The 22,883-nt window shown below is 60.1% G+C and carries 26 protein-coding genes (1 of these 26 running past the window's edge); 6 read left to right on the top strand and 20 right to left on the bottom strand.

Going from position 1 to position 22,883, the window contains the following annotated elements:
* Positions 1–3 precede the first annotated feature (3 nt).
* Both LY631_RS14215 and leuD read right to left on the bottom strand, forming a co-directional pair.
* A complete protein-coding gene (locus LY631_RS14215) occupies positions 4–396 on the bottom strand; it encodes a RidA family protein (RefSeq protein WP_274426133.1) in 393 nt (130 codons plus the stop codon).
* A gap of 2 nt (positions 397–398) precedes the next feature.
* Complete coding sequence (gene leuD, locus LY631_RS14210; RefSeq protein WP_274426132.1) at positions 399–1,004, bottom strand: 3-isopropylmalate dehydratase small subunit; 606 nt, start codon at positions 1,002–1,004, stop codon at positions 399–401.
* 107 nt (positions 1,005–1,111) lie between these two features.
* Here leuD and LY631_RS14205 point away from each other — a divergent pair, with 107 nt between their 5' ends.
* Both LY631_RS14205 and LY631_RS14200 read left to right on the top strand, forming a co-directional pair.
* Positions 1,112–2,002: an HpcH/HpaI aldolase/citrate lyase family protein gene (locus tag LY631_RS14205; RefSeq protein WP_274426131.1), complete on the top strand. Its 891-nt coding sequence runs from the start codon at positions 1,112–1,114 to the stop codon at positions 2,000–2,002.
* Entirely contained in the window at positions 1,999–2,205 is a 207-nt protein-coding gene (locus LY631_RS14200) for a DUF1737 domain-containing protein (protein ID WP_274426130.1), read from the top strand. Before LY631_RS14205 ends, LY631_RS14200 begins: the two co-directional genes overlap by 4 nt.
* 128 nt (positions 2,206–2,333) lie before the next feature.
* On the opposite strand, the gene LY631_RS14195 is transcribed toward LY631_RS14200, so the two are convergent.
* From LY631_RS14195 to LY631_RS14165, 7 genes are all read right to left on the bottom strand, one after another.
* Positions 2,334–2,699: an MmcQ/YjbR family DNA-binding protein gene (locus LY631_RS14195; protein ID WP_274426129.1), complete on the bottom strand. Its 366-nt coding sequence runs from the start codon at positions 2,697–2,699 to the stop codon at positions 2,334–2,336.
* Between the two features lie 16 nt (positions 2,700–2,715).
* Complete coding sequence (gene clpB / locus LY631_RS14190) at positions 2,716–5,325, bottom strand: ATP-dependent chaperone ClpB (RefSeq protein WP_274426127.1); 2,610 nt, start codon at positions 5,323–5,325, stop codon at positions 2,716–2,718.
* A gap of 217 nt (positions 5,326–5,542) precedes the next feature.
* Complete coding sequence (locus LY631_RS14185) at positions 5,543–6,331, bottom strand: DUF4167 domain-containing protein (protein ID WP_274426126.1); 789 nt, start codon at positions 6,329–6,331, stop codon at positions 5,543–5,545.
* Between the two features lie 301 nt (positions 6,332–6,632).
* A complete protein-coding gene (gene prmC, locus LY631_RS14180; RefSeq protein ID WP_274426125.1) occupies positions 6,633–7,520 on the bottom strand; it encodes a peptide chain release factor N(5)-glutamine methyltransferase in 888 nt (295 codons plus the stop codon).
* A complete protein-coding gene (prfA, locus tag LY631_RS14175; protein ID WP_274426124.1) occupies positions 7,507–8,586 on the bottom strand; it encodes a peptide chain release factor 1 in 1,080 nt (359 codons plus the stop codon). The genes prmC and prfA overlap by 14 nt, the downstream gene beginning before the upstream one ends.
* Positions 8,587–8,597: 11 nt before the next feature.
* Positions 8,598–10,868, bottom strand: coding sequence for a phosphoenolpyruvate--protein phosphotransferase (gene ptsP / locus LY631_RS14170; RefSeq protein WP_274426123.1), 2,271 nt, complete (start codon positions 10,866–10,868; stop codon positions 8,598–8,600).
* Between the two features lie 67 nt (positions 10,869–10,935).
* The gene (locus tag LY631_RS14165) at positions 10,936–12,210 is read right to left on the bottom strand and encodes an aspartate kinase (protein WP_274426122.1); all 1,275 of its coding nucleotides are present in this window, start codon (positions 12,208–12,210) and stop codon (positions 10,936–10,938) included.
* A gap of 236 nt (positions 12,211–12,446) precedes the next feature.
* Between LY631_RS14165 and ubiG the strand changes: the two genes are divergently transcribed.
* Positions 12,447–13,208, top strand: coding sequence for a bifunctional 2-polyprenyl-6-hydroxyphenol methylase/3-demethylubiquinol 3-O-methyltransferase UbiG (gene ubiG / locus LY631_RS14160; protein ID WP_274426121.1), 762 nt, complete (start codon positions 12,447–12,449; stop codon positions 13,206–13,208).
* Between the two features lie 66 nt (positions 13,209–13,274).
* Here ubiG and LY631_RS14155 read toward each other — a convergent pair whose 3' ends face one another.
* Genes LY631_RS14155 through LY631_RS14140 form a run of 4 tightly spaced genes read right to left on the bottom strand, consistent with a single transcriptional unit; the run spans position 13,275 to position 15,607 of the window.
* On the bottom strand, positions 13,275–13,700 hold the full coding sequence (locus LY631_RS14155) for a DUF1178 family protein (protein ID WP_274426120.1): 426 nt from the start codon (positions 13,698–13,700) through the stop codon (positions 13,275–13,277).
* On the bottom strand, positions 13,697–14,548 hold the full coding sequence (locus tag LY631_RS14150) for a carbon-nitrogen hydrolase family protein (protein WP_274426119.1): 852 nt from the start codon (positions 14,546–14,548) through the stop codon (positions 13,697–13,699). Before LY631_RS14150 ends, LY631_RS14155 begins: the two co-directional genes overlap by 4 nt.
* Entirely contained in the window at positions 14,545–14,811 is a 267-nt protein-coding gene (gene grxC, locus LY631_RS14145; protein WP_274426117.1) for a glutaredoxin 3, read from the bottom strand. Before grxC ends, LY631_RS14150 begins: the two co-directional genes overlap by 4 nt.
* Positions 14,812–14,833: 22 nt before the next feature.
* Positions 14,834–15,607, bottom strand: coding sequence for a ComF family protein (locus tag LY631_RS14140; protein WP_274426172.1), 774 nt, complete (start codon positions 15,605–15,607; stop codon positions 14,834–14,836).
* A gap of 82 nt (positions 15,608–15,689) precedes the next feature.
* Between LY631_RS14140 and LY631_RS14135 the strand changes: the two genes are divergently transcribed.
* A complete protein-coding gene (locus LY631_RS14135) occupies positions 15,690–16,580 on the top strand; it encodes a methyltransferase domain-containing protein (RefSeq protein ID WP_274426116.1) in 891 nt (296 codons plus the stop codon).
* A gap of 8 nt (positions 16,581–16,588) precedes the next feature.
* Here LY631_RS14135 and LY631_RS14130 read toward each other — a convergent pair whose 3' ends face one another.
* The 6 genes from LY631_RS14130 to LY631_RS14105 form a co-directional block, all read right to left on the bottom strand.
* The gene (locus LY631_RS14130; protein ID WP_274426115.1) at positions 16,589–16,756 is read right to left on the bottom strand and encodes a Flp family type IVb pilin; all 168 of its coding nucleotides are present in this window, start codon (positions 16,754–16,756) and stop codon (positions 16,589–16,591) included.
* A gap of 65 nt (positions 16,757–16,821) precedes the next feature.
* Positions 16,822–17,130, bottom strand: coding sequence for a hypothetical protein (locus LY631_RS14125; RefSeq protein WP_274426114.1), 309 nt, complete (start codon positions 17,128–17,130; stop codon positions 16,822–16,824).
* 96 nt (positions 17,131–17,226) lie between these two features.
* Positions 17,227–17,640, bottom strand: a complete 414-nt coding sequence (locus LY631_RS14120; protein WP_274426113.1) for a (deoxy)nucleoside triphosphate pyrophosphohydrolase — start codon at positions 17,638–17,640, stop codon at positions 17,227–17,229.
* A gap of 2 nt (positions 17,641–17,642) precedes the next feature.
* Complete coding sequence (locus LY631_RS14115) at positions 17,643–18,416, bottom strand: GNAT family N-acetyltransferase (RefSeq protein ID WP_274426111.1); 774 nt, start codon at positions 18,414–18,416, stop codon at positions 17,643–17,645.
* Between the two features lie 7 nt (positions 18,417–18,423).
* The gene (argJ, locus tag LY631_RS14110; protein WP_274426109.1) at positions 18,424–19,665 is read right to left on the bottom strand and encodes a bifunctional glutamate N-acetyltransferase/amino-acid acetyltransferase ArgJ; all 1,242 of its coding nucleotides are present in this window, start codon (positions 19,663–19,665) and stop codon (positions 18,424–18,426) included.
* Positions 19,666–19,779: 114 nt separating this feature from the next.
* The gene (locus LY631_RS14105) at positions 19,780–20,061 is read right to left on the bottom strand and encodes a hypothetical protein (protein ID WP_274426107.1); all 282 of its coding nucleotides are present in this window, start codon (positions 20,059–20,061) and stop codon (positions 19,780–19,782) included.
* A gap of 183 nt (positions 20,062–20,244) precedes the next feature.
* On the opposite strand from LY631_RS14105, the gene LY631_RS14100 reads away from it, so the two are divergent.
* Complete coding sequence (locus LY631_RS14100) at positions 20,245–20,853, top strand: TetR/AcrR family transcriptional regulator (protein WP_274426105.1); 609 nt, start codon at positions 20,245–20,247, stop codon at positions 20,851–20,853.
* A gap of 112 nt (positions 20,854–20,965) precedes the next feature.
* On the top strand, positions 20,966–22,480 hold the full coding sequence (locus tag LY631_RS14095) for a L,D-transpeptidase (protein ID WP_274426104.1): 1,515 nt from the start codon (positions 20,966–20,968) through the stop codon (positions 22,478–22,480).
* Positions 22,481–22,491: 11 nt separating this feature from the next.
* Here LY631_RS14095 and LY631_RS14090 read toward each other — a convergent pair whose 3' ends face one another.
* Positions 22,492–22,883, bottom strand: partial view of a M23 family metallopeptidase gene (locus LY631_RS14090; protein WP_274426103.1) — the final stretch only. Its footprint extends 1,543 nt past the window's final position; the window shows 392 of its 1,935 coding nt (coding positions 1,544–1,935); its start codon lies off the right edge, out of view; the stop codon is at positions 22,492–22,494.

The following is a 22,883-nucleotide window of genomic DNA, read 5'->3' as shown; positions in this document are numbered from 1 at the left end:
CGATCAGGCGCGGGCGCGATTGCGCCTGAGAGCCGTCACCTCGATCTCGATCTTCATTTCCGGCTTGTTGAGTTCGCAGACGATCATCGTCGCCGCCGGTCGGATCTCGCCAAAGGACTCGCCGAGGATCGGGAAAACCCGATCCACATAGGAGCGGTCCGTCACATAATAGTGCGCCCGCACCACATCCGCCATTTCAAACGCGGCCTCGGTGAGCGCCGCGTTGATCGTGGCAAGGCAATTACGCGTCTGCTCTTCCACGCTGTCCGGCATGATCATGGTGGCGTAGTCATAGCCGGTCGTGCCGGAGACGAAGCACCAATCGCCATCAACCACCGCCCGGCTGTAGCCGGCGATCTCCTCGAAGGGCGATCCGGTGGAGATCAGACGCCGCACTCTTACGCCCAAGGGCGGCTTTCGCCGTATTTCTGTTCGAAGGAGTCGATTTCCGGCGCCTTCTCCAGCGTCAGGGCGATATCGTCTAGGCCGTTGAGCAGACAATGCCGCTTGAAGGCGTCGATCTCGAATTTGATCACACCGCCATCGGGCCCCTTGATCTCCTGCTTCTCCAGATCCACGGTCAGGGTGGCATTGGAGCCGCGCTCGGCATCGTCCATCAGCGCCTCAAGTTCTTCCGGGCTGACGGTGATGGGCAGGATGCCGTTCTTGAAGCAGTTGTTGTGGAAGATGTCGGCGAAGCTGGTGGAAATTACGCAGCGGATACCGAAATCGGCCAGCGCCCAGGGCGCGTGCTCGCGGGAAGATCCGCAGCCGAAATTGTCGCCGGCAACCAGGATCTTGGCGTTGCGATAAGCCGGCTTGTTCAGCACGAAATCCTCGATCTCCGACCCATCCGGATTGTATCGCATCTCGGCGAAAAGACCCGTGCCAAGCCCCGTCCGCTTGATCGTCTTCAGATAATCCTTGGGGATGATCATGTCGGTATCGACATTGACGATCGGCAGGGGAGCGGCGACGCCGGTGAGCGTTGTGAATTTTTCCATTTTTCGGACCTGTTCGGGTAACCAGACTTGGAGACATTCTTTACATCAAGCCGGCGCGCTACGCAAAGACCCTTGCGAACGTCATCCGTGTAGGCCAAGAAGTCACCATGCATGAGCCTCTTTCACGTCTCCGCCGCTCCGTTCTCTATGTGCCGGCCAGCAACGAAAGGGCGCTGCGAAAGAGCGCTTCGCTTGCTTGTGACGCTGTCATTTACGACCTCGAGGATGCGGTCGGCCCCGAGGAGAAGGAACCTGCGCGCGAGCGTCTCCGCTCGTTCCTGAGCGGCAGTGACCGTCCCGATTGCGAGGTCATTGTTCGCATCAATTCGTTTTCGAGCGAATGGGGCACGGAAGATTTCCTGGCAGCGCGCGCCTGCAGGCCGGATGCCATTCTCCTGCCCAAAGTCGATGGGCCGCGCGACATTCTCGATGCCGATGCGGCTCTTGACGAAACTGATGCAGGAGCTTCCCTGCGCCTGTGGGCCATGATCGAGACGCCACGTGCGGTGCTGAATATCGGGGCGCTTGCCGAGCTGGGCCGGGATCCGGCGGCGAGGCTCTCATGCGTCGTTGCGGGCACCAATGACCTGGTAAAGGAAACGCGGGTTTCGACGGACGGAGGACGAAATCTCCTCCTGCCTTGGCTGATGCAGATCGTGCTCGCCGCCCGCGCCGGCAATCTCACCGCGCTTGACGGCGTGTCGAACAATTTCCGTGATCTCGAGGCGTTTGGCCGGGAATGCGAAGAGGCGCGCGCCATGGGGTTCGACGGAAAGACGCTTATTCACCCGGGCCAGATCGCACCCGCAAACAAGGCCTTTTCGCCTACAGCCGATGAGGTCGCGGAAGCGGAAATGATCGTGGCGGAATTCGCGAAGCCGGAAAACCGTCATCGCGGCGTCGTTTCCGTAGATGGACGCATGATCGAGCGACTGCATCTGGAGCAGGCCGAGGCTCTGCTGAAGAAACATGAGCATATCAGGGAGAGGGGCGAATGAGACTCTATCGTTTTCTGACCGGGCCGGACGATTCCAGCTTCTGCCATAAGGTGACAGCGGCTCTGAACAAGGGGTGGCTGCTTCATGGTACGCCGACCTATGCCTATGACCCCGAAGCCAAGGTCATGCGCTGCGGCCAGGCGGTCTATAAGGAAGTGGACGGGGTCGATTATACGCCGGAGATCAAGCTCGGGAGTTATTGAGCCGGATAAATGTTTTTAAACTCGTTTTGTTAGTCGGCTATACATCACTATGCGGTGTCGAAGTGCACCGATGATTCCTCCGGTCAGAGCGAAGTGGGACGTCATGTCCGCTAGAATTGGAGCCGGCTTCAAACTTCGGCGAGTCCGAGTTCCCGCTGCGTTTTCCTGGGCAATCCGGATGCCACGATCCGATGGCTTTCGCGTAGATATTCCAAGAGCGCCGCATCATCCATCTTTTCGGGCGTCTGGCGCTGGATCCATTTCATTCCGCGGGAGGCGAGGTAAGGCGCGGGGCGAAGCCCCGGCTGTTCCTGGAGAATATCGTAGGCAGTCGAAGAACACTTGAAGGTGACCGCAAGCTCGTCTTTCTCGCTCCAGCCAGCGATGGCAAAAACCTTGCCGGCCACTTTCCATACATGGGCTCCACCCCACTGCACCACATGGGTCGTATGGGGGAGGGAGGCGCAGAAGGCATTGTAACCTTCAAGTGTCATCTGCGCCTCCCCACGTTTATGCCGCCTCTTCGGCCGTCTCCTCGGCATTCTTGCGAGACCGGAAGTTCAGCCGGTCAGACCCGGCGGTGACCTTCACTGCCGACCCGTCATAGATTTTGCCCATCAGGATCTGTTCCGCAAGTGGGTCCTGCAGTTCCTTCTGCATCACACGTTTGAGCGGACGAGCACCATACGCAGGGTCGTAGCCTTTGTTGGCCAGCCAGTCGATAGCGTCATTGTCCACATCCAGACCGATCTTACGATCCTCGAGCAACTGCTCGATGTGACCAAGCTGAATCCGTACGATCTGGCCCATATCCTGCCGGCGCAGGCGGTGGAAGAGGATGATCTCGTCCACCCGGTTCAGGAACTCGGGCCGGAACGAGGCCTGCACCACGCCCATCACTTCGTCGCGAACCTTATCGACGTCCTCGCCCTCGCCGAGATTGACGAGGTACTCGGCCCCGAGGTTCGACGTCATGATGATCAGCGTGTTGCGGAAGTCCACCTTGCGCCCCTGGCCGTCGGTGAGCCGGCCGTCGTCGAGTACCTGCAAGAGCACGTTGAAGACGTCCGGGTGCGCCTTCTCGATCTCGTCGAAAAGAATCACCTGATAAGGCCTGCGCCGAACGGCTTCGGTCAGTACGCCACCTTCCTCATAGCCGACATAGCCCGGAGGCGCACCGATGAGCCGGGCCACGGAATGTTTTTCCATGAATTCGGACATGTCGATGCGCACCATGGCTTGCTCGTCGTCGAACAAGAAGTTGGCCAGCGCCTTGGTCAGCTCCGTTTTGCCCACGCCGGTGGGGCCGAGGAACATGAAGGAACCGATCGGCCGATTGGGATCCTGCAGGCCGGCACGGGCACGCCGGACCGCCTTGGAGACCGCCTGAACGGCCTCGCCTTGGCCGACAACCCGCGTGGAAAGCTCATCCTCCATGCGCAGGAGCTTCTCCTTCTCGCCCTGCAGCATCTTATCCACCGGAATGCCAGTCCAGCGCGAGACGATATGCGCCACGTGGTCCGGGGTGACCGTCTCTTCGACCATGGAGCCGGTATTGTCCCGCGTTTCAGCTTCCGTGAGTTTCTTCTCCAATTCCGGAATGCGGCCATAGGCCAGTTCGCCGGCCCGCTGGAATTCACCCTTGCGCTGGGCAATCGCCAGCTCGTTGCGCGCCTCATCAAGCTGCCGCTTCAGATCGGCGGCGAGCCCCAGCTTGTCCTTCTCGGATGCCCAAGCGCTGCTGAGCCGATCCGATTCTTCTTCCAGATCTGCAAGCTCCTTCTGGAGCTTTTCCAGTCTGTCCTTGGAAGCTTCGTCCGTTTCCGAACGCAGGGCCTCGCGCTCGATCTTGAGCTGCATGATCCGACGGTCGAGCTCATCCAGCTCCTCGGGCTTGGAATCGACCTGCATTCTCAGCCGCGAAGCCGCCTCATCCACGAGGTCGATGGCCTTATCGGGCAGAAAACGGTCCGTGATGTAACGGTTTGAAAGCTGAGCCGCAGAAACCAGCGCAGAATCCGAGACACGCACCTTGTGGTGCTGCTCGTATTTCTCCTTCAGCCCGCGCAGGATCGAAATGGTGTCTTCCACCGTCGGCTCATTCACGTAAACCGGTTGGAAGCGGCGGGCGAGAGCGGCGTCCTTCTCAACGTGCTTGCGGTATTCGTCCATAGTCGTCGCGCCGATGCAGTGCAACTCTCCGCGTGCCAACGCTGGTTTCAGAAGGTTGGACGCGTCCATCGCGCCTTCTGCCTTGCCGGCACCGACCAGCGTGTGCATCTCGTCGATGAAGAGAATGATGCCGCCCGAGGCTGCCTGAATTTCGGAAAGGACCGCCTTCAGCCGTTCCTCGAATTCACCACGGTATTTCGCACCGGCAATCAGCGCACCCATGTCCAGCGCCATGAGTTGCTTGTCTTTCAACGATTCGGGCACGTCGCCATTGATGATGCGCAGGGCAAGCCCTTCGGCAATCGCCGTCTTGCCGACGCCCGGCTCGCCGATAAGCACCGGGTTGTTCTTGGTACGCCGCGAAAGCACCTGAATGGTGCGGCGAATTTCCTCGTCGCGCCCGATCACGGGGTCGAGCTTGCCCGAACGAGCATCCGCCGTCAGATCACGCGCATATTTCTTCAGCGCATCATAACCCTCTTCGGCACTTGCCGAATCGGCCGTGCGGCCCTTGCGCAGATCATTGATCGCTTGATTGAGAGCGGTCGGCGTCACTCCGGCCTTGGCCAGGATGTCGGCCGCCTTTGCGGATTTTTCGATGGCGAGTGCCGTCAGAAGCCGTTCCACCGTGACATAGCTGTCGCCGGCCTTTCGGGCTGCCTCTTCCGCTGTGGCGAAGACTTTCGCCAGGGGTTGCGCCAGGTAGAGCTGCCCACTGCCGCCTTCCACCTTCGGCATCGCCTCCAGCGCGGCCTCGACGCCGAGCCTGACATCTTTCACGCTGCCGCCGGCCCGCTCGATGAGCGAGGCAGCAAGCCCCTCATCGTCGTCCACCAGCACCTTCAGGATGTGCTCGGGCGTAAACTGCTGGTGATTGCTCGTAAGAGCGAGAGTTTGTGCGGATTGGATAAAACCGCGCACTCGTTCGGAATACTTTTCAATGTCCATTCACGTCTCCATTTCCTTGCCGACCCGCTTTGCGGCGTCAGACAGGCCAATGTGACGGACTCCCTACGGCCCGATAGAATTTCGGCACCGATATGCGGCGAGTCCAACCGGACGAGATATGGGAATATTTTTTTGCCGGGACAAGTAGAGCACACAAAAGCAAAGCGGCGGGAGGCCCGCCGCTTTAGCAAAGATAACCGGTCTGCTGATGAAGATATTACTCCGCAGTGGCGGCTTCCTCGCTTTTGGATTCACTGTTGTCTGACGAGTCGGACGTCTTCTTATCGCTGTCGGACGGTTCCACCGTCTTCTTCGCTCGCGTTCGCCGAATACGCTTCGGCTTCTCCTCCGCCTCTCCGGCAGCCGTTTTCTTCACGTCCCCGTTATCGGCGGACTTGGATGCCTTTTTCGCACCCGCACCGTTGACCTTATCCTCGCCGTTGGACTTGGCAGCCTTGTCATGGCCATTGGCGGCGCCGTTGGCGCGGTTCTTCTCGCCTTCTTTGAGAATAACCTCGACGGGCACACCGTCGAATTCGGGCTGCGGGCCGGAACCGTCATCGATCCGTTGCTCCTGCTGCTGATCGCCCTTCCGCCGGGGCTGATCCGCTGCTGAAGCCGACGCTTCACGGCCTTCCTGCTGATCGCGACGGCCTTCCTGTTGATCGCGGTCTTCGCGCTCGTTGAAATCACCGTTCACATCATCCCGATCGTCACGGGAAGGCTGCTGGTTTTGCTGCTGCGCTTGCTGCTGAGCCTGAGCCGCCGCAATGATACGGTTATAGTGTTCAGCGTGCTGGAGATAGTTCTCTGCAATGACGCGGTCGCCGCTGCTTTGCGCGTCGCGCGCAAGCGTTGCATATTTATCGGCAACCTGCTGCGCTGTACCGCGGATCTTTACATCCGGCCCATTGCTTTCATAGCTGCGGCTGAGGGGGTTAGGGCCCTTGCGGCTATTATTGCCGCCGCGACCGCGCATACGCCTGTTCTGCTGTTGTGGCCTCATTCCATTCTCTTTGTCTGAAACACTGGTCGATTCGCGAATTTACTTACGGACCAAGCAAGCGGCGGGGCCGTTTGTCTCGCCTTACCCTTGGCGGTCAGCCTGCGCGGCCGAGCGCGAATTTGTCCTGTTTCGGTTCGTGTTCAAATGCCCGATGATCCCCGCACGAAGCATATACGCTGGTAGCGCAAACGGCAGTATGTCCGCGGGAACCGAATCGAAAACGGCGCTGCCTGCTTCGTCTCATCCGGCAGGCGGAACCTAGCGACATTCCCGGCGATTGCCAAGTCTTTTTTCCGCTGCATCATGCCGATTGCTCATGTGAGAACAGTATTGCTCTGTCACGGTCACCCAGGTCGCGGGCAGTCTTTAGAACTCTGAAGCCCCGACCGGCGAAGATCGCAGTTACGGCTTCGCGTTGATCGTAGCCGATTTCCACGGCAGCAAGTCCCTCTTCAGTCAAATGGCTCCCGGCGTCCGCGGCAATCCGCCTGTAGGGGGCCAGACCGTCCGGTCCGCCATCGAGCGCCGTCAGTGGATCATGGACCCGTACTTCGCGCGGCAGTGTCTCCAGTTCTGTACTCGATATATATGGCGGATTGGAGACAATCAGGTCGAACCGGCCATCGATACCCTCCAGCCAATTCGATCGCAGCGGCGTGAAACGCGCCGCACACCCATTAATATCGGCATTTCGTGTAGCGGTTGCAAGGGCCTCAGAGGAAATATCGGTAGCAACGGCTTCCGCATTTGCAACCTCCTTCAACAAAGCCAACGCAATGGCCCCGGTTCCCGTCCCGAGATCGAGGATGCGGCAATGGCCCTTTGTCTCGGCCGTTCGGCGAACCTGCGGCAAAACCAGATCAACCAATGTTTCAGTATCGGGCCGCGGCTCCAGCGTTGCAGCGCTCAACGAAAGCTTCAGTCCATAGAATTCCCGAAAGCCGAAAATGCGATGAACCGGTCTGCCCGCGGCGCGCTCTTCCACTGCCGCCAGTGCTGCCAACGCCTGCGCTCGATCGATCGCTTTTTCCGGGGTGACGATGGCATCCGTGCGGGTGGTCTCCGTGAAGTGCTCCACAATCAGGCGCGCCTCCAGCCTTGGATCGCTTACTGCGGAATTCGCCAGCCGCAGCCGGGCCTCGTCGAGCAAAGCTCCCAGGGTGCCGGAAGACTGGTCAGCTCTCTGCATCTGCTTCGGCCAAGAGCCTTGACTGGTGATCCGCGATCAGTGCGTCGATCAACTCGTCCATATCGCCCTGTATGACCCTGTCGAGCTTGTAAAGCGTCAGATTGATTCGATGATCCGTTACACGGCCCTGTGGGAAGTTGTAGGTGCGGATACGCTCGGAACGATCGCCGGTACCCACCTGCAGACGCCGTGCTTCCGAACGTTCGTCCTCGGCTTTCGAGCGTTCGGCGTCGAAAAGGCGGGCGCGAAGGATCTGCATGGCGCGTGCGCGGTTCTGGTGCTGGGACTTTTCCGACTGCAACACCACGATGCCTGTTGGGATATGCGTCAGACGCACCGCGGAATCGGTGGTGTTGACGTGCTGCCCGCCCGCACCGGAGGAACGCATCGTATCGATGCGGATATCTTCCGGCCGGATTTCAATATCAACTTCTTCCGCCTCCGGCAGGACAGCGACAGTGGCGGCAGACGTATGGATGCGTCCTTGTGTTTCGGTAGCGGGCACGCGCTGTACCCGGTGCACACCGGACTCGAATTTCAGCCGTGAGAACACGCCGCGCCCAGAAACCGTGGCGATGATTTCCTTGTAACCGCCCGCTTCCCCCTCGCTGGCCGACATGACCTCGACGCGCCAGCCCCGTTCGGCGGCGTAGCGCTCATACATGCGAAAAAGATCGCCCGCGAACAGGGCCGCCTCGTGCCCGCCGGTGCCGGCGCGGATCTCGAGAATAGCATTTTTCTGGTCGGCTTCATCCTTGGGCATCAGCAGGACTTGCAGCTTCTGGCGCAAGTCTTCCACCTGCTCGTCCACTTCCTTACGGTCCGCCTCGGCCAATTCTCGCATTTCGCGCTCGGTCGCCTTGTCGGCGATCATTGCTTCCAGGTCGGCAAGCTCTTCCTCGGCCTTCCGCAGCGTGCGAATGCTTTCGACAACCTCCTGCAGCTCCGCGTATTCCGAGGCGAGCTTCACATACTCGTCCGGCGATGGGCCAGCCGCCATCTGCGCCTCGATAAGCTCGAAACGCTTCAGCACCTGGTCCATTCGTTCGCGCGGCAGTTCAGTCATACTTAGATTTCTCAAACAGGAATGTCGTGTTCGCTGGCAAATCGCTTTAGTTCAGCGCGGATATCGGTCTTCGTACCGCCATTGGCAAGAGCTTCGTCCATTCGCTCGGACAGCAATTCCAGCGGCAGGTCGCAAAGCATGGCCTTAACCGGGCCGATCGCAGCTGGCGCCATCGAGATGGCACGGTACCCGATTCCCAAAAGCGCCATGGCTGTAATCGGCCGTCCCGCAAGTTCTCCGCACAGGGTGACGGGCGTTCCCGCCTCGCTGCCCGCATGGACGATCTGGCGCAAGAGCCGCAGGAAGTGCACGCTCAAAGGGTCGAAGCGGTCCGAAATGCGTGTGTTGCCCCGGTCGGTAGCGGTTACGAACTGAAACAGGTCATTTGAACCGACGGAGACGAAGTCTACAGCCTGCATCAACTCGTCAAGCTGCCACAAGAGCGCCGGCACCTCGACCATCGCACCCAGTTTGAGGCTGGTCGGCAGATGATACGCAAAGCGCGATAGATGCCGCACTTCCCTGTCGATGATGGCTCGGGCCTGGTGAATTTCCTCCACCGTCGTGATCATTGGCAGCATCAGCCTGAGTTCACGGCCGCCTGCTGCCTTGAGCAGAGCACGAATTTGCGTGCGCAACAGCGCCGGCCGGTCGAGGGTCAGCCGGATGGCACGCCAGCCGAGCGCGGGGTTTTCCTCGTGCTGGGCCCCCTTGAAATACGGGAGCACCTTATCTCCGCCGATATCGATGGTGCGGAAGGTCACCGGCTTATCGTCCGCCGCGTCCAGCACGTCCCGGTAGAGCCGTTCCTGCGCTTCGACGCGGGGAAAGGTCGAGACGACCATGAACTGCAGCTCCGTGCGGAACAGTCCGATTCCCGCAGCCCCCGACTGCGCGAGTTGCGGCAGATCGACGGCGAGCCCCGCATTCATAAGGAGGTCGACGGCTATGCCGTCCTTGGTCATTGCCGGCTTATCGCGCAGTTCGCGGTAATGGCGCTGGCGTCGCGCGCGGAAACGAACCTTTTCCTTATACGCAGCCTCGATATCGGCCTGCGGGCGCAGATGCACCTGCCCATCCTCGCCATCGGCAATGACGGCGTCGCCATTTTCCGCCATGGAGACCGCGCCCTTCACCTGACCCACGGTGGGTACACCGAGAGCGCGCGCCACGATCACGATATGGCTGGTCGGCGTTGCTTCCTCCAGGACCAACCCACGCAACCGCTCGCGCGGATAGTCGAGCAGTTCGGCCGCTCCCATCGACCTGGCGACGATGATCGCATCCTTCGGGACGATCTCCGAAAGCGCATCCGGTCCGCGCCCCATGAGCTGACGCAGAAGGCGATTGGCGAGATCGTCGAAATCGCTCATGCGCTCGCGCAAATATGGGTCGGTCATGTGCAGCATGCGCGCGCGCATATCGCTTTGCACTTTCTCCACCGCCGCTTCCGCTGTGAGGCCGTTGCTCACGGCCTCTTCCAGTCGCCGAACCCAACCGCGATCGTTGGCAAACATGCGATAGGCCTCGAGTACGGCCCGGTGTTCACCTTCGAAGGCGACATCTCGCCGGGAAAGCATATCGTCGATGGAAAGCCTGAGTGAACTGAGCGCCTCGTTCAGCCTCTCCAGTTCCTGATCCGAATCCTCGTTGAAGAGATTCGTGACCACAATGCGCGGCTCGTGCAGGACCACGTGCCCAAGCCCGATGCCATCGTTGAAGCACAGCCCCTTGAGAGTGGCAGAACTCCTCAGGTCCAGTTCGATGCCGGCCCGGTTGAGACGTGCCAGATCGCCTGTCGCGATCATCTCCGCGATCACCATGGCGACAGTCTCGAGCGCTTCCACCTCGTCTTCTCGGTACTGGCGCCGCGTTTGGTTCTGCACCACGAGTACACCCAGCGTGCGTCCGGCTCTCAGCACCGGCACGCCCAGGAAGGAATGGTAGATCTCCTCACCGGTCTCCGGCAAATAGGCGAAGGCGGGGTGCTTCTGTGCATCCGAAAGGCTGAGCGGCCGGGCGCTCGCCGCAATCGAACCGACGAGGCCCTGGCCAAGACGCAATTGCGCGAGGTGGACGGAGGTAGGGTTCAAACCCTCTGTGGCATAGAGTTCGAGGACCGAGTCCGCGCGCAATATATAAAGGGAGCACACCTCGGCCACCATGTTCTGCGCGATCTCGCGCACAATTCGGTCGAGTCTCTCTTGCGGCTCCAGCGCTTCCGCCATCATTTCACGGAGACGTCTCAGCAGCACGCGCGGGCCAGCGGTAATTTCTCGCATCGAACCTTACTCCAGCCTCGTCAAGCGTGGCCAGGCCACGCCCGTAGTACGGCTCCAGCCAATCGTCCTACTGCCTATCCAGCCCGTAGACCGAATGCAAAGTCCGCACCGCCAATTCGGCATAGGCGCTATCGATCAAAATTGAAATTTTAATCTCGGACGTGGTGATTGCCCGTATATTAATACCCTTATCCGCCAGCGCCTTAAAGGCTGTAGCCGCGACACCCGCATGGCTACGCATCCCGATCCCGATAACCGAAACCTTGACCAACCCGGCCTCGGATTGAATCGCGTCGAAGCCGACGGTGTCACGCGCTTTTTCGAGCGCGCTTACGGCCTTTTCAAGGTCGCCGGTCGGCACCGTGAAGGTTATGTCCGTGCGCGAACCATCCTCGGAAACATTCTGGACGATCATGTCGACATTGATGTTCGCCTCGGCGAGCGGCCCGAAAATGCCGGCGGAAACGCCCGGCCTGTCGGCCACCCGGCGCAGCGAAATCTGCGCCTCGTCCTTGGCGTAGGCGATACCGGTGACGACCTGCTGTTCCACGATCTCTTCCTCGTCGCAAATGAGCGTGCCGGGCGGATTATCGAAATCGCCCATGCCCGGCGCGTCCGGATCCTCGAATGAGGACCTTACAAAGGTTCTGACCTTGTGCACCATAGCAAGCTCGACAGAGCGAACCTGCAGGACCTTGGCCCCCTGGGATGCGAGTTCCAGCATTTCCTCAAAGGAAATGCGGGCAAGCCGCCGCGCCTTGGGTTCAATCCGCGGGTCGGTCGTATAGACGCCGTCCACATCGGTATAGATATCGCAGCGGTCCGCCTTCAGTGCCGCAGCCACTGCAACGGCGCTCGTATCCGAACCGCCGCGCCCCAGTGTCGCGATCCGATTGTCGGGAGCCAGTCCCTGAAAGCCCGTCACGACAGCGACCTGTCCCAGCCCCATGCGACGCGTGATCTCCGCGCCTTCGATATCGAGAATGCGCGCCGCTCCGTGGGCGTTATCGGTACGAATCGGGATTTGCCAGCCCTGCCAGGAACGTGCATCGACGCCGATGGATTGCAAAGCGATCGCCAGAAGACCGCTCGATACCTGCTCGCCAGAGGCCACGATGGCATCGTATTCTCGCGCGTCGTAGAGAGGCGATGGGGCGCCCGTCACCCGTGGAATGGCTTGTGCCCAGCCGACGAGTTCATTGGTCTTTCCCGCCATGGCGGAGACGACCACCGCGACCTCGTGCCCGTTATCGATCTCGCGTTTGACGTGCCGCGCCACATTGTGAATGCGGTCGAGATCGGCGACTGATGTCCCGCCGAATTTCATCACGATGCGCGCCATGGCGTGAGATTGCCTTCAACGTTTTCCAGATATACGAACGGGGCCCAATTGGACTCCGCGCCGTCTCCGGCGGAAGTCAAATACCGGATGGAGACGCCTTCCGCAAGCAACGGTTTGCCCCATAAATACGCACATACTAGCGTATTTCCGGGCAAAGTGTGGGCGCCGGGCACGGCGGACTTGACATCCCCCGCTGTTGCTACGACTTGATGACCGCCTAAGAGGAGACCACACTCATGCCCGAGGCTCGACGAACCACCGTAGATAGCGGCGAGATCGAACGTTTTTCGGCATTGGCCGCTGAATGGTGGAATCCGAACGGCAAGTTCCGCGCGCTGCACAGGTTCAATCCGGTTCGGCTCGCCTATATCCGGGACAATGTCACCGCGCATTTCGGTCGCGATCCACGCAGGGCGCAGCCCTTCGAAAAATTGCGTTTTCTCGACATAGGCTGCGGGGGAGGGCTCCTCTGCGAGCCTATGGCACGGCTGGGAGCCGAAGTGGTTGGGGCCGATGCATCGGAAACGAATATCGAGGTGGCGAAACTGCATGCCACCGAAAGCGGCGTGAAGGTGGACTACCGCGCCGAAACGGCCGAAGCGCTTTGTGACAAAGGCGAGAAGTTCGACGTCATTCTGAACATGGAGGTGGTCGAGCATGTAGCCGATATCGACCTCTTCCTCGGAAAATGCGCCGAGATGCTCAAACCCGGCGGCATCATGTTCGTCGCCACCATCAATCGCACGCTCAAGGCACTGGGGCTCGCCATTATCGGTGCGGAATATGTGCTGCGCTGGCTTCCGCGCGGAACGCATCAATACGGTAAACTGGTTCGTCCCGAGGAGTTGGAGCGCGCGCTGGCGACCGGTGGATTGGTGGTGAAGGACAAAACGGGGGTGGTCTACAACCCTATTTCCGATCGCTGGCAGCGTTCACGCGACATCGACGTCAACTACATGGTGCTGGCCGAAAGACCGCGTGGAGACGCGTCGAGCTGACGTTGATACGTGGTATAATCAGCTGATCCCGGAGACATGAAGCCATGGGTCCAATGTGTTTGGTCTTTAATTCTGATCGTCCGGAAAAACCGGCAGGGGCATGAATTCGACGCCTTCGTCGGCTAGACTCTTCGCTTCCTCCGCCGTGGCTTCGCCGTAAATGCCGCGCGCTTCGGTTTCACCAAAGTGAATCTTCCGTGCCTCCTCGGCAAACTTGTCGCCCACGTAATCTGCGTTATGGCGGACCTTTTCGGTAATTTCCTTGAGCTTGGCCAGCGCTTGCTTCTGCTGCTCGTTCATGCTCAGTGCTACCGGCTTCTTCTCCTCGCGCGTGGCGATCGCGGGCGCCATCAAGGCCTTTTCCACACCATGCGAATTGCAGTGCGGACATGAGACGAGGTCGCGGGCCTTCTGGCTCTCGAAATCCTCGCTATTGCGAAACCACGCTTCGAATGCGTGCTTGTTCTCACAAACCAGACCAAAGCGGATCATATGACACCTCCTTCAAAGGCGGCCTCGGCAACGTCGAACTTGCGTGCGTTCTTCAGATTGGGGACTTTGGCACGCGCCTTCGCAACCGCCCCGGTGTCGATATCCGCAACGATCACTGCGGGCTCGTCATGCTCCGCCTCTGCAGCGATGCGACCCCATGGATCGATGATTATGGAATGGCCGTAGGTTTCGCGTCCGTCCTCGTGTTCGCCTCCTTGCGCCGCTGCAACAAGCCAGGCGCCGTTTTCGATGGCGCGTGCTCGCGTAAGCACATGCCAGTGTGCCTTCCCGGTCTGGCGGGTAAACGCGGCAGGGGCGGTCAGAATGTCCGCGCCGGCGAGCGCCTGCGCACGGAAGAGCTGCGGAAAACGCAGATCATAACAGATGGAAAGCCCGACCCGTCCGAAGGGAAGCCTGGCGACGACAGTCTTCTCACCGGCCGCGTAGGTCGCCGATTCCCGCCAGCTTTCGCCGTGGTCCAGGTCCACATCGAACATGTGGACCTTGTCGTAGGAGGCGATTTGCGCGCCATTCGGCCCGAAAAGAAAAGCCCTGTTGGCCACCTTACCGTCAGCCAGCTTGATGGCTGTCGATCCGATATGGACGAACAGCGACAGCTCCCGCGCCAGATCGGCGGCTCGTTGCACCAGAGGGTCCGCCTCAACGGTTTGGATGCGTGAAAATAACAACTCGCGGCTGCGCACGAGAATGCCGGTCATCTCCGGGCTCTGCACGTATTGAGCTCCCTTGTCCGCCGCCTCGCGGACAAGGGCTTCGAAAGTCTCAAGATTGACGCGCGGATCAGTCCCGGAACGCATCTGTAATGCGGCGGTGCGCAAAGTGCTCATGCGGCACGCCCCTCAAGCAGGTCGTCGAGCTTGCCCGCACGCTCCAGGGCATAAAGCTCGTCACACCCGCCAATGTGGGCGTCATTGATGAATATCTGCGGAAATGTGGAATGTCCGCGCGCGCGCTGGATCATCTCTTTCCGCAGTTCCGGCGAACTGCCCACGTCATGCTCGGTGTATGCCACACCTTTCTGATCCAGAAGCCGCTTTGCTGCGGTGCAGAAGCCACATCCCGGCCGGGTATAGATGATTACATCAGCCATTTCTGTCTCGCCTTGTCGCCGCCTATATAGTTTCGCTTTTATCCGACGCAAAGTGCCCGGGGAGGACCCGAGCGAAAGTCAACACGTCCACAGTTTGCACGCCCGCCCGCTTAAGAGCACGAGTTGCCGCGGAAACGGTCGCACCGGTGGTATAAACATCATCGACCAGGATGACACGCCGCCCTTTAAGAGCAGTCACGCCGTCGGGGGGAGCAATGAAGGCGCCACGAACATTGGCTTCCCTCTCGCGCGCGCCGAGACCCACCTGCTGGCGTGTCGGACGGCGCCGCTGGAGAGCGGCCGGCGCAAACTCCAGACCGGCCTGTCGAGCGAAGGCCCGCGCAAGTTCGGCAGACTGGTTGAAGCGCCGTGCGAAAAAGCGCATCCGGTGCAGCGGCACAGGAATCACGACCGGACCCTCCTCGGTCAGTTCGCTCCCCGCACGCAGCATCCACCGTGCCATCCAGGGTGCCAGGTCCTCGCGATCGGAGAATTTCAGACCCTGGACCATGCGTTTGACAACGCCATTATAGGCAACGGCGGCTCGCGCCCGCGCAAAAGGCGGTGGGTTGGCGATCGCCTCGGCAGACAGGAACCCTTCACCCATGTCATAGCTGAAGGGTGTACCCATCACTGGACACCATGGCCGATCGAGGAAGCGAATTTTCGGCCAGCATGCGGGACAGAGGGTGCCCGGTTCGGTGACAAGGTCGCGGCAGCCCAGGCAAACAGCCGGGAACAGCACGCGTGCCGGCCATTCCCGCATCACCTCGATTGTCCGCCCCATGACACCCATATTGTTCCCAAGCCGTTCACCGTCTTTTCGAGCATAGCACTTTTGTGCCATTGCGCGACTTTGAACAGGAAAGCCGACGGATATGGAAGCGATTTTCGATACCGATCTTTTGCTCGCGCGCAAGCGCCGTGCCTTTGAGCGAGGTGACGGCGACGCCCGGTTCCTTATGCATCGAACAGCAGAGGATCTGGAAGAACGACTGGCGACCGTCACGCGGCGTTTTGATCGTGCAGCCGCACTCTTCTGTCTTCTGCCCGATGCGGCGGCAGCCATTGCCAGAAGCGGCAAGGCCGATTCGATAGTCCGGGTCGAAGCGGACGGACGCCTGTTGGCAGATGATCCGTCCGGCATCGTCGCTCCGCCGGAAACGGTTCCGCTCGATGCGGAGAGTATCGGGCTAGCTGTTTCATTGATGACATTGCACGAAATCAACGATGTCCCCGGTCTGCTGGTGCAGATTCGCCGTGCTTTGCGGCCGGACGGACTGTTCCTCGGAGCCATGGCGGGAGCTGGAACTCTTCAGGAGTTGCGGCAGAGCCTTTTGCAGGCGGAAACGGAGCTAAGCGGAGGGGCGGCCCCGCGCGTCAGCCCCTTTGCCGACGTGCGCGATGTCGGAGGTCTTCTCCAGCGCGCCGGCTTTGCCTTGCCCGTCGCCGATACCGAAACAGTCACCGTGCGCTATGCGACCATGTTCGACCTGATGCGTGACTTGCGCGCGATGGGTGCAACCAATGCGCTGGCCCAACGCAGTCGGCGTCCCACGAGCCGGCACCTCTTCCTCAGGGCAGCGGAAATCTATCAGGAGCAATTCTCCGATCCAGATGGACGCATACGTGCCACCTTCAACACCATCTGGATGTCCGGCTGGACACCGCATGGGTCACAGCAAAAGCCGCTCAAGCCCGGCAGCGCGAAGGTTTCTCTGAAGACGGTCCTCTCCCCGGAAGGAGAAGGCGGCAAAGAAGGCGATTGATGCTTCCATCACTCAGTCGCGGCGGAGACCTTGTCGGCAACATCGCCGTAGGTTTCGCCGACCAGGCGACCTACTTCCGTCACCCCGGTAATAATGGCCAGGACGAGGATGCCGACGATCAGCGCGTACTCGACCGCGGTCGTCCCGTCTCTGCTTTGGAGGAAGTGTCTGAACATGATTGACCTCTTCTCCCGAGGGCCATTCTAAGGAAAACTGTTAATATTTCTTAACGGCGGTGGGATTAGCATGCGCCGTTCGTCGTGCCATCGTCGCGTATGACGCAAACGGCATTCCGGGGTTGAAATACGCTTCGACGGATCGTGTAGGTGCGGCTCCGGTCACCTAGCGAGCCGGTCGATATAGTGTCGACACCGATCGCGCTGCCGGCGATCTGGTTCGTTCGCCGTTCCAGAACGGGAACAAGCAGCAGTGTCAGCGCTATCGCGACGGAACCGAACAGAAGCGCAATCCTGAGCATGCCCGCTCCTGCCTTGCTGAAGTGCGTCCAGTTCCTCCTGTCCCGCAATGATTCCTCGATCCGGGAATTCATTCGATCTCCACCTTGCAGCCTGCCCGCGTGTACGCGGCTCACGTAGTTAAATTTGGGAGCAATGACTAAAGGAACGATTAACGTTCCGGGTAAACGTCACAAGAGATCGACAAGAAACGGGATCAGCGGCGCGTCGGCGGGAGGCATCGGGTAGTCCCGCATCTGCCGCGGGCGCACCCATTTAAGTGTCTGCCCCTCCCGCGGCTGCGGAATGCCCCAGAAGCGGCGGCAGACGAACAAGGGCATAAGGAGGTGGAAATCCTCGTAGGCATGGCTGGCGAAAGTCAGCGGTGCAAGGCACGTAACCTTCGTCTCGATGCCCAGTTCCTCGTCGAGCTCGCGCAGGAGCGTCTCTTCCGGTGCTTCGCCCGGTTCCACCTTGCCTCCGGGAAACTCCCACAGCCCTGCCATGGGCTTCCCTTCCGGCCTCCGTGCGAGGAGTACGCGGCCATCGACATCGACAAGCGCGCAGGCAGCCACCAGAAGAACGGGCTTCACCGGAACGTCCATTTTCAGGCCTCCGACCCCGGCTGGCGGTAGTGATAGCGGTAAACTTCCTCGAATCCGAGCGAACGATAAAGATTGAGCGCGGCAGCATTGCTTTGTTCGACCTGCAGCCAGGCCTCCCGCGCGCCGTGTGAATAGGCCCACTTCAGAGCAGAAAGCAGCATCCGTTTTCCAAAGCCCTTGCCGCGTTCCGCTTCCACGGTCGCAACCTCGAACAGGCCGGCTAGACGGCCGTCATGCACGCAAATCGCAGTGGATACCGGAACATTTCCCTGCTCCAGGATAAACAATCCTGCCCTCGGTTTGATGGAGCTGATCACTTCCGTGAATCCCGGCCGCAGCTTGTCTTGATAGCCGTGCACCTGGAATGCCGCAGTGACGAACCGGTCGAGATCCTTGAGCGGAATTTGATGCATGGCATCGGCGAAGACACGTTCATTCAACGCGCGCCGCAGCACGAGCGTCGTTTTGATCTTTCGCCAACCCTGTGAAGCGAGGTGGGCGGAGACCGCTGGAGCTGCAAGTGGCGATATGCGGAACGTAAAGGGCCGACCAAACGCCCGGAAGTGGCGGGTAAGCCGCTCGATCCGTTCCTCGATACGCCAATCGTCGCTTGGATCGAGCGGGTTTACGGAATTGAGCCGATGGGAGGGATGGCTGGCCGTTAGTCGTACCGCCCAGGTGCCGTCATAGTGCACTGCCGTGGCCGGCCAAGCACGAAAGCCGGCCGCCTCGAACTGGCGGATAACAGCCAGATGTTCCGGGGCGGGTCTTTTCATGCCGCCGTCAGCTCCGGTAGTCGCCGTTGATGGCGACATACTCTTTGGTAAGGTCGCAGGTCCACACGGTCGCTTTGCCCCGCCCGATGCCGAGATCGACACGGATCGCGATTTCGTCGTGCTTCATATAGGTAGAGGCCGCTTCTTCGGAATAGTCATGGTCTCGCTCCCCTGCATGAGCGACGCGAATATCGCCGAACCAGATGTCGAGCCGATCGCGATCCGCAGGCTCACCGGCCTTCCCGACCGCCATGACGACGCGCCCCCAATTGGCATCCTCTCCTGCGACTGCCGTTTTCACCAGTGGCGAATTGGCGATGGAAAGCGCGATGCGTTTTGCCGAACGGGGTGATTTCGCGCCGGTGACCGTTACTTCCACCTGCTTGCGGGCCCCTTCGCCATCACGGACCACTTGTAAGGCAAGGTCCTTCAGAACCCCGCCAAGTGCCCTGCGGAAAGGGCCAAGGCGCGAATCCCGCACATTGTCGATCTCGGGTGCTCCGCGCGTGGCGGCTTTACCTGTTGCGAACAACATCAGTGTGTCGCTTGTCGATGTGTCGCTGTCGACCGTCACCGCGTTGAACGTCTTTGCCGTCGCCTTTTTCAGCATGTCCTGAAGCACCGGTGCGGCTATCGGCGCATCGGTGGCTACGAAGGACAGCATGGTCGCCATATCGGGTGCGATCATCCCAGCACCCTTGGCGATCCCGTTGATGGCGACTTCGACCTCACCGAGGCGCACACGGGCCGTCGCCAGCTTCGGATATGTATCCGTGGTCATGATCGCGCGCGCCGCATCTTCCCAACCGTCCGACCGGGCCTGGCTCGCAAGATTGCTCAGCACCTGAGAAAACGCACCGGCATCCAACGGCTCGCCGATGACACCGGTCGAGGCGAGAAAGATCTCCTTTTCAGTCGCACCGAGCGCTTCGGCCGCCGCGTTGGCCGTCATCGCCGTTGCTTCGCGTCCCCTTCGGCCTGTGAACGCGTTTGCGTTGCCGGAATTGACGACCAGTGCCCGTGCCTTTCCGCCGGTCAAATTTTCCTTGCAGAACTCAACCGGTGCCGACGGACATTTTGACTGGGTGAAAACACCGGCCACCGCCGTGCCAGCATCAAAAACCATGACCATGAGGTCCTTGCGGCCTCGGTATTTGATACCTGCTTCGGCGGCAGCGAGGCGCACTCCCTCGATCGCTGGCAATTTCGGATAGTGCTTCGGAGCGAGCGGCGAGACGGTTGTATCCATGGAAGACTTTCAAGAAAACGGACGGATTCTCCTTCTCCGTCTGCCTCATGCGCCCTGCCCACGCAAGCCGATTCTGGAGCGGTCTTCCGGCCCGGGAGAGACGCTGGTACCTTGTCATACTCCGATTTGTCGTACCGGCGGGTTGAGGAAGCCGCGAAAGGCGCGCTGGAGAAGGGGGATCAATCCCCAGATCATCGAGACCACCATAATGGGCACGATCAACAGCGTCCGCTGCCACAAGAGCCATCCTTCGGTGAGCGGGAAGACCAGGTAGAGGATGGCGGTGATCAAGGGATAGACCCCGAAAATAAGGAGTAATGCAAAGCGGGGGCGTGAAAAGCGAGTAGGGGCGGGCTCAAGGGCGGCGGCAGCGGATGCGTGGCTGTGGGCGTCCATGATTGGCTCTCCATACTAGTGATTACGACGACAGGACGAGACAGAGGGCCGGATGGTGACATGAGCCGGAAAGTCTCTTCTCCGAAAGGTCTAATGAGAACGGAACGTTTCGTTAAATAAAACGATCCGTTTCGTTTTGTCAAGGCGTTGTGCTACGCTTGAAAAGAGAAATGCGAGAAGCGGATGAGAAAGAACGAGGAACCGCCCCAGCGCCGCTCCATTGGTGCCCGCCGCAGCCCTGCCACAGCCGATGCCGTCCGTGAGGCCGCGCAGGCTGTTCTGCAGGAGGAGGGCTATGCGGGCTTTACCATTGAGGCGGTCGCGCGCAGGGCGCGGGCGGGCAAGCCCACCATATACCGCTGGTGGCCGAGCAAGGCTGCTCTTCTGCTCGAGGTCTATCATCACCAGAAGCGTGATGTCGTTCACGGTGATACTGGAGATCTGGAGGAAGACCTTTTCGTGCTTCTCTCCACTCTGCTCGGTCACTGGCGCCGCACGCTCTCCGGCTCGATCTTCCGGTCTATCCTGGCAGAAGCGCAAGCCGACCCAAAGGCCTTGGAAGCAGTAGCGGCTTACGCAAAGGAGAGATCCGCGCACATCGCCGAAATGGTGGAACGGGCGAGGGCGCGCGGTGATCTCGATGCTAAAGCGGAATCTTCCGTCATTGCGGAACTGGTGCTTTCGTTTGCCTGGACACGGCTCATACTGAACCAACTGGAGATCAGCGATGACGAACTCCGCTCGGTCGTTCGCTCTATTGTACGCGGCGCATTAAAGCCGGCCGGCGGATAGGCATGTGGCGCAAATCCATCACGGGTCCTTAACAGCCTCTAGCCATTTTCATGCCCCGTTCATATTCTAGGAGCCATACAAAGTGGCGGTGAAATGTCTCTTCGGAATCGATATGCAAGCAGGAATTGAGCGGTTGAAGCTAAGGCGGTTGACTCTTCTCCTCGGCGCACTGGCCGTTCCTCATGCGACGGACGCCTTTTCCGCCGCGCGGATGGACTCGCCGGCCGGACAGGGCAATTCTGACGAGCTGGTGCAATTGGCTCAAGCCTACGATTTCGATGTGTATATCGATCAGTATGGACGGGAGGTTATTGTCGATCCCCGCACCGGAGAGATCGTGGAGGTCCGTCCGCTAACCGATCGGCGCCCGCCACCACCCCCTCCCGAGCCCTCGCGGACGCGAGAGTCGCGGCGGGACTATTACGATCTCACCGATCCGCGTGATGTCGAGCGGTTTTATCGCGACCGTGAAGCGGCGATCGCGCGTGGATGGGATGGCCCCGGCGCGCAGGGTTTTCCCGAATATGGCGAGGAACCTTACGACCAGAGAAACCGGGGCGGGTATGAGGTGTTCCCGCCAGCGGAGCCGCGCTATGAAGTCTATCCGCCTGAACAGGAAGACCGAAGTGTACGCCGCGCTCCGCTCGAGCCGCCGTTCGGCGATGAACGCGATACGGCTGCGATGCCGCCGGATTCGGGAATGGGTGCTGCCGATCCGGATTCTGACGATGTGCGGGAACGGAGGCAGGATACTCCCTCTTTCGACGTGCCGGGAGCGCGTGGCGCGAAGGAAGAGGTTGCCGCATTCCAGGTTCTGTTGGACAGGGTCGGTGCTTCGCCCGGCGTGATCGATGGCCAGATCGGGGATAACGTCAATAGAGCCATTGAAGCCTACCATCGGCTTACGGGGCAGCGCTTAAGGACTTATGATCCGGAATGGGTCGAAGCCGAACTGGAGAAGACCGGCGGACCCGCTTTCGTCGAATATACGATTACTGCGGAGGATGCGGCCGGACCTTACATTGCTTCCGTTCCGCAGGATTACGGCGAGAAGGCCAAACTGGAGCGTCTCGGTTACACGCGGGTATCGGAAATGCTCGCTGAACGCTTTCATATGGCTGAGGATTATCTGATCGCGCTTAATCCCAATGCAAACTTTGACCGCCCCGGAACGATCATCAAGGTGGTCAATCCGGGCGAACCGATAAAAGAAGAGGTGGCGCGGATCGTCGCTGACAAGGGGCGCAAACAAGTGCGCGCTTATAATGAGCGTGGGAAGCTTTTAAGCACGTATCCGGCGACGATCGGGTCTGTCGACACACCCTCACCGAGTGGTACGCACGAGGTGGAGCGAATCGCCTTCGATCCGGAATACACCTATGATCCGAGAAAGAATTTCAAGCAGGGCAATAACGACCGGGTGCTGACTATTCCGCCGGGACCGAATGGACCCGTCGGTACGATCTGGATCGCACTTTCGAAGCCGACCTACGGTATTCACGGCACGCCGGATCCCTCCAAAATCGGGAAAACGTCATCGCACGGCTGCATCCGCCTGACGAATTGGGATGCCAAAGAGCTGGCCGAGAATGTGAAACCCGGTGTGTCTGTGGAGTTTGTTGAGTAAACCGCTTCCGATCAGCCTGATATGTCTGCGACCGGTACCGGCTCCGTGAACGAGTCCTGCAGGAGTTCATCGACGCGTTCACGCTCGCGGATAAAGGCTTCGAGCGTCTCGTTCTCAAGCGTATGGCTGTCGGGAAGTCGAACACGCATGGGATCGACTTTCCGGTCGTTGACGATCAGCTCGTAGTGCAGATGGTTGCCGGTAGACTGGCCGGTCGAGCCGACATAGCCGATCACCTGGCCTTGACGCACCCGGGCGCCCGGCGTCACGCCCTCTGCAATCCCGCTTTGGTGGTTATATGAACTCACATACCCGTTGGCGTGGCGGATGATGGTCTGGCGGCCATAACCGCTCGCCCATCCTGCCTTCTCGACTACGCCATCACCGGCAGCGATGATGGGTG

Source organism: Chelativorans sp. YIM 93263, assembly GCF_028767125.1.
Lineage (GTDB): Bacteria > Pseudomonadota > Alphaproteobacteria > Rhizobiales > Rhizobiaceae > Chelativorans.
This window is presented reverse-complemented; position numbering and strand designations above follow the sequence as displayed.

Coding starts and splice junctions, on each gene's coding strand:
- LY631_RS14150 (WP_274426119.1), bottom strand. CDS start 14,548: ATGAGCACTTTGCGCACCGCCGCATTACAGATGCGTTCCGGGACTGAT.
- ptsP (WP_274426123.1), bottom strand. CDS start 10,868: ATGCGAGAAATTACCGCTGGCCCGCGCGTGCTGCTGAGACGTCTCCGT.
- LY631_RS14195 (WP_274426129.1), bottom strand. CDS start 2,699: ATGACACTTGAAGGTTACAATGCCTTCTGCGCCTCCCTCCCCCATACG.
- LY631_RS14100 (WP_274426105.1), top strand. CDS start 20,245: ATGAGAAAGAACGAGGAACCGCCCCAGCGCCGCTCCATTGGTGCCCGC.
- argJ (WP_274426109.1), bottom strand. CDS start 19,665: ATGGATACAACCGTCTCGCCGCTCGCTCCGAAGCACTATCCGAAATTG.
- LY631_RS14205 (WP_274426131.1), top strand. CDS start 1,112: ATGCATGAGCCTCTTTCACGTCTCCGCCGCTCCGTTCTCTATGTGCCG.
- grxC (WP_274426117.1), bottom strand. CDS start 14,811: ATGGCTGATGTAATCATCTATACCCGGCCGGGATGTGGCTTCTGCACC.
- LY631_RS14165 (WP_274426122.1), bottom strand. CDS start 12,210: ATGGCGCGCATCGTGATGAAATTCGGCGGGACATCAGTCGCCGATCTC.
- prmC (WP_274426125.1), bottom strand. CDS start 7,520: ATGCAGAGAGCTGACCAGTCTTCCGGCACCCTGGGAGCTTTGCTCGAC.
- clpB (WP_274426127.1), bottom strand. CDS start 5,325: ATGGACATTGAAAAGTATTCCGAACGAGTGCGCGGTTTTATCCAATCC.
- LY631_RS14115 (WP_274426111.1), bottom strand. CDS start 18,416: ATGAAAAGACCCGCCCCGGAACATCTGGCTGTTATCCGCCAGTTCGAG.
- LY631_RS14185 (WP_274426126.1), bottom strand. CDS start 6,331: ATGAGGCCACAACAGCAGAACAGGCGTATGCGCGGTCGCGGCGGCAAT.
- LY631_RS14200 (WP_274426130.1), top strand. CDS start 1,999: ATGAGACTCTATCGTTTTCTGACCGGGCCGGACGATTCCAGCTTCTGC.
- prfA (WP_274426124.1), bottom strand. CDS start 8,586: ATGACTGAACTGCCGCGCGAACGAATGGACCAGGTGCTGAAGCGTTTC.
- LY631_RS14120 (WP_274426113.1), bottom strand. CDS start 17,640: ATGGACGTTCCGGTGAAGCCCGTTCTTCTGGTGGCTGCCTGCGCGCTT.
- LY631_RS14130 (WP_274426115.1), bottom strand. CDS start 16,756: ATGTTCAGACACTTCCTCCAAAGCAGAGACGGGACGACCGCGGTCGAG.
- LY631_RS14105 (WP_274426107.1), bottom strand. CDS start 20,061: ATGGACGCCCACAGCCACGCATCCGCTGCCGCCGCCCTTGAGCCCGCC.
- LY631_RS14095 (WP_274426104.1), top strand. CDS start 20,966: ATGCAAGCAGGAATTGAGCGGTTGAAGCTAAGGCGGTTGACTCTTCTC.
- LY631_RS14135 (WP_274426116.1), top strand. CDS start 15,690: ATGGAAGCGATTTTCGATACCGATCTTTTGCTCGCGCGCAAGCGCCGT.
- LY631_RS14125 (WP_274426114.1), bottom strand. CDS start 17,130: ATGAATTCCCGGATCGAGGAATCATTGCGGGACAGGAGGAACTGGACG.
- LY631_RS14155 (WP_274426120.1), bottom strand. CDS start 13,700: ATGATCCGCTTTGGTCTGGTTTGTGAGAACAAGCACGCATTCGAAGCG.
- leuD (WP_274426132.1), bottom strand. CDS start 1,004: ATGGAAAAATTCACAACGCTCACCGGCGTCGCCGCTCCCCTGCCGATC.
- ubiG (WP_274426121.1), top strand. CDS start 12,447: ATGCCCGAGGCTCGACGAACCACCGTAGATAGCGGCGAGATCGAACGT.
- LY631_RS14140 (WP_274426172.1), bottom strand. CDS start 15,607: ATGGGTGTCATGGGGCGGACAATCGAGGTGATGCGGGAATGGCCGGCA.